The 6,737-nt window shown below is 69.2% G+C and carries 7 protein-coding genes and 1 pseudogene; 7 read left to right on the top strand and 1 reads right to left on the bottom strand.

All coding sequences use genetic code 11. The features are described from left to right. Both HMPREF3086_RS15060 and HMPREF3086_RS15055 read left to right on the top strand, forming a co-directional pair. Positions 1-312: pseudogene (locus tag HMPREF3086_RS15060) on the top strand (HNH endonuclease); the annotation flags it as partial. A gap of 69 nt (positions 313-381) precedes the next feature. Then, positions 382-1,527, top strand: a complete 1,146-nt coding sequence (locus HMPREF3086_RS15055; protein WP_061229140.1) for an alkaline phosphatase family protein — start codon at positions 382-384, stop codon at positions 1,525-1,527. Positions 1,528-1,554: 27 nt separating this feature from the next. On the opposite strand, the gene HMPREF3086_RS15050 is transcribed toward HMPREF3086_RS15055, so the two are convergent. Further along, a complete protein-coding gene (locus tag HMPREF3086_RS15050; RefSeq protein ID WP_232303116.1) occupies positions 1,555-2,280 on the bottom strand; it encodes a serine/threonine protein kinase in 726 nt (241 codons plus the stop codon). A gap of 307 nt (positions 2,281-2,587) precedes the next feature. Here HMPREF3086_RS15050 and HMPREF3086_RS15045 point away from each other — a divergent pair, with 307 nt between their 5' ends. The 5 genes from HMPREF3086_RS15045 (at position 2,588) to HMPREF3086_RS15025 (ending at position 6,567) form a co-directional block, all read left to right on the top strand. Continuing rightward, the gene (locus HMPREF3086_RS15045; RefSeq protein WP_061229139.1) at positions 2,588-2,881 is read left to right on the top strand and encodes a hypothetical protein; all 294 of its coding nucleotides are present in this window, start codon (positions 2,588-2,590) and stop codon (positions 2,879-2,881) included. Between the two features lie 88 nt (positions 2,882-2,969). Next, positions 2,970-3,788 (top strand): hypothetical protein, encoded by an 819-nt coding sequence (locus HMPREF3086_RS15040; protein WP_141764117.1) that lies wholly within the window; start codon positions 2,970-2,972, stop codon positions 3,786-3,788. A gap of 5 nt (positions 3,789-3,793) precedes the next feature. Then, complete coding sequence (locus HMPREF3086_RS15035) at positions 3,794-4,774, top strand: hypothetical protein (protein ID WP_141764116.1); 981 nt, start codon at positions 3,794-3,796, stop codon at positions 4,772-4,774. Next, entirely contained in the window at positions 4,771-5,256 is a 486-nt protein-coding gene (locus HMPREF3086_RS15030; protein ID WP_061916422.1) for a hypothetical protein, read from the top strand. Before HMPREF3086_RS15035 ends, HMPREF3086_RS15030 begins: the two co-directional genes overlap by 4 nt. Positions 5,257-5,385: 129 nt before the next feature. Further along, on the top strand, positions 5,386-6,567 hold the full coding sequence (locus HMPREF3086_RS15025; protein WP_061916425.1) for a zinc-dependent alcohol dehydrogenase: 1,182 nt from the start codon (positions 5,386-5,388) through the stop codon (positions 6,565-6,567). Positions 6,568-6,737: the final 170 nt, after the last annotated feature.

Below are 6,737 nucleotides of genomic sequence, written 5' to 3'. Positions count from 1 at the left end.
GCCCAACGCCTGGCCCGCGAACGCGCCCGCACCGCCGCCCGCAACGCCACCGAGGCCCGCGCCGCGACCTCGCCGCCACCTGAGACCGCGGAGACGCCCACCGGCAGCGCACCCGCACCCGAATCCACCGCCAACACCACCCCGGACGCGAACGCGACGCCGGACTCGGGATCGCGTGAGCGCATGACCCCCGCCGCGGCCAGCCGCTGGTGGCAACGCAACAAACCCACCGACAGCACCCTGGAAAAAGCCATCCTCCACGCCCTCCACGAGCACCTCGACGAACTCCTCCAACCACCACCACCCTTCTGAGGCAGTCGCCACGGCGGGTGAGCCGCCGGTTACCGCCCTCACCAGCGGCGGATGAGGGATGGTGAAGTCATGACAGAGATCCCGATCGAGCCCTCCGCCCATTCACTGGCCGATGTCATGCCGTCTGTCGCTGCGTCGCTGGGCTCCGGCCACCACAACCCGCTCGGGATCGCACCGGCTCACGACGCAGTCCTGGTCCTCGTCGACGGCCTCGGCGCCGAGCTGATCCGTCGGTACGCCACCGACGCCCCGACTCTCGCCGCCATGTCCTCCCGGATGATCTCCGCGGGCTTCCCGGCGACGACCGCGACCAGCCTGACGAGCCTCGCCGTAGGCGCTCCGTGTTCCAAGCATGGGATTGTGGGGTACAGCTTCCGAATCTCGGACGACGCCGACAACACCGCCGTCTCGTTCAATCCGTTGCGCTGGACCCTCGACTCGGCGGGCGGGCCGTCGGCGATGGATCGCTTCCCACCGCGGAGAATCCAGCAACGGTCGAGCCTGCTCGAACATCTCGCCTCAGACGGCATCGACGTCACCTACGTGATGCGTGAGGAGTTCCGCGAATCAGGACTGACCCGGGCGGCCTTCCGGGCGGACGGGGACTTTCGCTCTGCTGTCTCCCTCGACGAGGTGAAGCAGGGAGTGATCGACGCTGTGGGCCGCCCCTCGCGATCCAGGCGCTTCGTCTACGCGTACTACGGCGACCTCGACCTCATCGGACACATCCACGGCCCCGGCTCTCCGGAGTGGCTGGAGTCGCTCCGCGCTGTCGACGCCTTCATCGCCGACCTCGCCACCGATCTCCCCCGCGACTGCAGACTCATCGTCACCGCGGACCACGGAATGGTCAACGCCGAGACCGTCGTCGATATCGACCACACGCCCGCACTCCTCGCCGATGTCGAGATCGTCGCCGGCGAAGCTCGCGTCCGTCACGCGTACGCCCGCCCGGGCGCAGCGGACGACGTCCTCCACGCGTGGCGAGCCGAACTGGCCGGTCACGCCCGCGTGATCAGCCGCGAGCAGGCCTTTGACGAGCGTCTCTTCGGCCCCGATCGCACCTACGCCGACCGGCTCGGTGATGTCATCGCCATCGCGAGCGGCGGCGTCATCCTCTCGCGGTCGGAGCACGAGCCGATGGAGTCGTCCCTCCTGGGCCACCACGGCGCCAACACCGCGGCGGAGCAACACATCCCGCTCATCCTCCGGTGATCCCGGCGTCGGCGCACCACGCCGGCGTCAGCAGGTGACGAGAACAGACGGATCGCTGGTGATGTCCAGCCACCGACCGTAGGCCGGGGGCCCCGCCGCGCGGACATCCGCGCACAGTTCCTGCCGGGTGTAACCCGACGCCCGATAGACCGCGTAGATGACGTTGCCGTTCTCGTCGCGCGGCCGCAGTGACGGGCACGCCATGTCCGTGCGTAGGTAGGACGCTCCCGGATACCTGGCCAAGGCCGAGGCGATCTCCTGGGCGTACGCGCCCGGGGTGACCGCCGAATAGAGGACGACGATCCCCCGGCCGTCACACGCCGGTCGAGACATGGGCGTGTCGAGTCCCAGATCACCGACGGTCACGGCGGGTTCCGGCGCGGCCGACGCCCCCGGTGCCACCGGCGCCGCCTGTGGAGTCGGCGCGAGCGGCGAGCTGGGGGCCTCCGTCGACGGGACGACCGGACTCTCCGTCGCCACGGAAGCAGCGATGGGAGTCGCGCCGGGTGCAGCGGCGGGCTGATCGTCCCGCGCCGCGACCAGGTAGCCGACCCCCGCTGCGAGCACGAGGAGCAGTACCACGACGATCCCGCCCAGGATCCATACCGCGGTGTTCCGACGCGGCTCCCGGGTGTCGTTGAACGGCGCGTATCGCCAGTCATCGGTGTCCCAGCCGTTCCCGGGCGATCTCGTCATGTCCACCACCGTCGCCAGGGCCGTGTAACCGGCCACTCCCGCCTGAATGACGATCACTTTATCCACGGTGAAGCGGCGACACTTCGTTTTCGCGTCCGCGCAGGCGTGGAACCGAACCGGCGATCCCGCGCGTCGAACAGGGTGCACGGAAACAGGGTGCACGGATAGGTCGCACAGAACCGCAGCAACAGCGACACCGACAGCAACAGAGACGTCACCACGACCAGCGAGGCGGAGATGAGAACGCAGGTATGAGTACGACGACGACGAGCGCCACCACAGCACCAGGCCGCTTCCACCGGGATACGCGGGCCCGTCAGGGGGAATCGGCGCGGCCGGTGGTCGAACCCACGGTGGGGCGACGATGACCGGGCCTCTCGATGTCACGCCGGCGGAACTGACGAATCTCGCCCGGCGCGTGGACGGATTCGGCGACCAGATCGGCGGGATCACCCCGGAGGGCGACCTCTCCACGCTGGCGAATGTTCTGAGGGGCAGCAGGGTCGCGGCTATCGCGAGCACGCTCGGCGCGCGGCTGAGTCAGTCGGCCGACAGGCTGAGCTCCGACCTGTTGGAGGAGGCGGGCCGCCTCCGGACCGCTACCGGGGTCATCGTCACGGCGGACGGCCACAACGCCGCGATGTTCGGCGGGAGGTGAACCGGTGCCGATACGAGTCAGCGACGCACTAGCGTGGCAGGTGGACGACGCCGAATCGCGCCTCAGCGCGGTCCGCGCGGGAATCACCGTGACGAATGACGTCGCGGCCCGCCTGCGCGACGATGCGGAGCGGGTGCTGGACGGGATGGAGGGTCAGTCCGTCGACGCGGCGCGCTCATCGGTTCAGGATCTGCGTCGGCGCACATTCGCACTCGGCGACGACCTGCGCAGCACCGCGAATCCCCTGTCGTCGTTCGCTCGATCCGTCGCCATCCACCGGGATCGGCTGAGGGCGGGCGTCGAGGCGGTACTCCGACAGGGGGCGACCCTCGCGGAGGACGGAAGCGTGGTGTGTCCTCCCGACATGGAGGCGACCCGATCGCGAGAACTCCGAGAGCTCGAAGTGACCATCAAGGACGCGCTCCGTGCGATCGACTCTCTGGACGTCGAGACTGCGGACACGCTCACCCGCCTCTATGAGACCATCGCCGACCACAGCAACAACGTCGACGCCAAGACGATCACCGTGGGCGTGGTGAACTCGGTGATGACGGAACCACTGGCCGCCGCGATCGCGGCCGGCGACGACGGACTGCGCAGCACCCGAGTCGTCGCCAAGGGGCTCGGCCCGTTCGGGTCGGCGCTGAGCTTCGTGGCCGGGGTGTACGGCGCGCCGGAGGACGAGCCGTTGACGGAGACGCTCGCCGCCGAGGGCGCCGGTCTCGGAGCGGGGCTCGCGGCGAGCATCGTCGGTTCCGCCGTAGCGGGTGGCGTGGCCGGAAGCATCGTTCCCGGCGCGGGGACGGTGGCCGGCGTACTCGGGGGCATCGTCCTCGGCACGTTTGCGAGCGCCAGGGCGTCCGCGCACGTCCGCGACCGATTCGACGACCAGCGGCAAGGCGGGTGAGGGTGATGTCCCAACCGGCACCGGACTCTGCCGCCCGGACCATCGAGTGGACCTACCGCGTCGCCCAGAACCCTCGGTGGCTGCTGGCGTTCGCGGCCCTGTGTTGGTACGCCGGGCAGGTCGTATGGGCTGCCACGTCGATCGACGTCTGGTGGTTTCTGGGTGTCATCGACCCGGTGCGCGCCGCGTACTCCGAGCGGCCCGACCTCGTGGAGCTCGCGTATCTTGGGTCCAGTGCGATGGTCGCCGTGCTCGTTCCGACCGTCACAGGTTTCGTCCACCTCAGGACTCCACCCCGGATCGATGAACCCCGAACACCGATTCCCGCATACGGGCACTGGCGCCTCCACATTCCCTTCGTGGTCGGGATCGCGCTGGGCTCATGGATGCTGATCCGCTGGTTCTCCGATCCCGACTACGACAACCTCTGGTCTCAGGTCTCGGCCTACGTGGCCCTGGCGATCGGGTGGGCGGGCATCGCCTTGGTCGGCTGGTCCCTCGTCGCCGGAGGTCACCGTCGCGCGCTCGTCTTCACACCCGGGGCGCTGCACTACACGCGCGGGTACTTCCAGGCCGCCATCCCGTGGGACTCCGTCACCGCACTCCGATCCGTGTGCGACGCCAACATCAAGAACGGGGGCCCCGGCGAGATTCACCGGCCCTCCCACCGCAATCTCCGCGCGGGGGTCCAGATGTTCGTTCGCGAAGGAGTGGAGACCAGAAGGAAGACCATGCTCTTCCGCATCGACGATCAGGACGTGATCGGCGTGGACTGCTCCGGTTACAAGATCGAGCCGAACACGCTTATCAACGCCATCTACCTCCTCGTGGAGAACCCCGGGCTCCGGCCACTGCTGGACACTCCCGAGTGCGCCGAGTTCTTCGTGGGTCCGGACTGGAACACGCGTCGGACGATGCGCGTCGGCGATCGTTGGGATCGGTCCACGGGCGAAATCGTCCGCGCCGACGACAAGGACACGCCATGACGACGCTCGCAGAGTTCCTCGAGGCCGGTGACCGCGTCCTCGAGCCGCTGGATGACGCCTCACTCGCCGGGCTCGACCCGGGTGCCGGCTGGCGACTGGTCGAACAGGCCGTGCCGGTGGGCAACGTCGCGATCTGGGCACATCCCGGGTTGTACCGCCAAGGATTCCAACCGACCGTTGTCCTCTCGCTCGCGCGGATCAGTCCCGCGATCGACCTCGGAACGCTGCTGGACCGGCTCGACGACACGGCTGCGACGCTCGAACGCTGGCGGGTGCGGGCCACCGACAGGGTGGTGGACGACCGGGGTCGACTGGTCTCGGACACCCTCGGCGAGTTCCGCGTGGGCCCTCACGAGCTCACCGCGTCGACCATCGCCACCGTGTGGCACGACGGCGGCGCGACGGTGCTGCGCCAGGTGGTGGTCACGACCTTCACCGACCAGGTGACGACGCACTCCGGCGTCCTGCGCGTTCTGGACTGAGGCCGCGACCAGCTGCGCCTCGCGTGCGCGCCGCGGGGCGCGTCCACCGGATGCGGGCCGTCGGCGTCGTTACTACGGTCGGGAATATGCGCGAAGGCGCATAGCACGACCCGAGGGAGGAGCCCGAACATGAAGGCAGTCACCTGGCACGGCAAGCGCGACGTCCGCGTCGAGGACGTCCCCGATCCCAGGATTCAGGAACCCACCGACGCGATCGTCAAGATCACCAGCACCAACATCTGCGGTTCCGACCTGCATCTGTACGAGGTCCTCGGGCCGTTCATGCACGAGGGCGACATCCTCGGCCACGAACCCATGGGGATCGTCGAGGAGGTCGGCGCCGAGGTGACCGGCCTCAAGCCCGGCGACCGCGTGGTCATGCCGTTCCAGATCTCGTGCGGGCACTGCTACATGTGCGACAAGGGACTGAACACCCAGTGCGAGACCACCCAGGTCCGTGATCAGGGCATGGGTGCGATGCTGTTCGGGTACTCCGAGTTGTACGGCAGCGTTTCCGGCGGCCAGGCCGAGTACCTGCGGGTCCCGCAGGCGCAGAACACGACCATCAAGGTGCCGCACGAGCACGCCGACGACCGCTACCTCTACCTCTCGGACGTCCTGCCCACCGCGTGGCAGGCGGTGGACTACGCCGAGATTCCCGACGGCGGGACGGTCGTCGTGTTGGGACTCGGTCCCATCGGAGACATGGCGGCCCGGATCGCCGCCCACCACGGACACCGCGTCATCGGCGTCGATCCCGTCGCGGAGCGACGCGCACGCCAGGCACACCGCGGCGTCGAGGTGATCGACCCGACCGACGTTCCCGGAGAGCTGGGCGACGTCATCCGCGACATGACCGACGGCCGCGGCCCGGACTCGGTGGTGGACGCCGTGGGCATGGAGGCGCACGGTTCCCCGGCCGCCAGTGCCGCACACGCGGCCGTGGGGATGCTGCCCAAGTTCCTCGGCAAGAAGGTGATGGAGAACGCCGGCGTCGACCGGCTCGACGCGTTCTACTCGGCGATCGACATCGTGCGCCGCGGCGGGACCATCTCGCTCTCCGGCGTGTACGGCGGCAGCGCCGATCCCCTGCCCATGCTGACGCTGTTCGACAAGCAGATCACGCTGAAGATGGGCCAGGCCAACGTCAAGCGGTGGGTGCCCGACATCATGCCGCTGCTCACCGACGAGGATCCCCTGGGCGTCGACGACTTCGCCACCCACCGGCTGCCGCTGGCCGACGCCCCGCGCGCGTACGAGATGTTCCAGAAGAAGCAGGACGGCGCGGTGAAGGTGGTCCTCCAGCCGTGACAGAACTCGCGCGGCTCCAGCTGATCCGCCACGGACAGAGCATCGGCAACGTCGCCGACGACCGAGCCCGCGCCGCCGGCGCCCACCGCCTCGACCTGGACTACCGCGACGCCGACACCCCGCTGTCGGAGGCCGGGGTCGGCCAGGCCCGCGCGGTGGGCGCCTGGCTC

It is taken from the genome of Dietzia sp. HMSC21D01 (genome assembly GCF_001815995.1).
In the GTDB taxonomy this organism is placed as follows: domain Bacteria; phylum Actinomycetota; class Actinomycetes; order Mycobacteriales; family Mycobacteriaceae; genus Dietzia; species Dietzia cinnamea.
Note: the sequence above shows the minus strand (reverse complement) of the source record. Positions and strands in the feature narration are given on the sequence as shown.

What these genes read in the sequence shown, in the direction of transcription:
- HMPREF3086_RS15055 (WP_061229140.1), top strand. Translation starts at nt 382, where the DNA reads ATGACAGAGATCCCGATCGAGCCCTCCGCCCATTCACTGGCCGATGTC.
- HMPREF3086_RS15035 (WP_141764116.1), top strand. Translation starts at nt 3,794, where the DNA reads ATGTCCCAACCGGCACCGGACTCTGCCGCCCGGACCATCGAGTGGACC.
- HMPREF3086_RS15025 (WP_061916425.1), top strand. Translation starts at nt 5,386, where the DNA reads ATGAAGGCAGTCACCTGGCACGGCAAGCGCGACGTCCGCGTCGAGGAC.
- HMPREF3086_RS15030 (WP_061916422.1), top strand. Translation starts at nt 4,771, where the DNA reads ATGACGACGCTCGCAGAGTTCCTCGAGGCCGGTGACCGCGTCCTCGAG.
- HMPREF3086_RS15045 (WP_061229139.1), top strand. Translation starts at nt 2,588, where the DNA reads ATGACCGGGCCTCTCGATGTCACGCCGGCGGAACTGACGAATCTCGCC.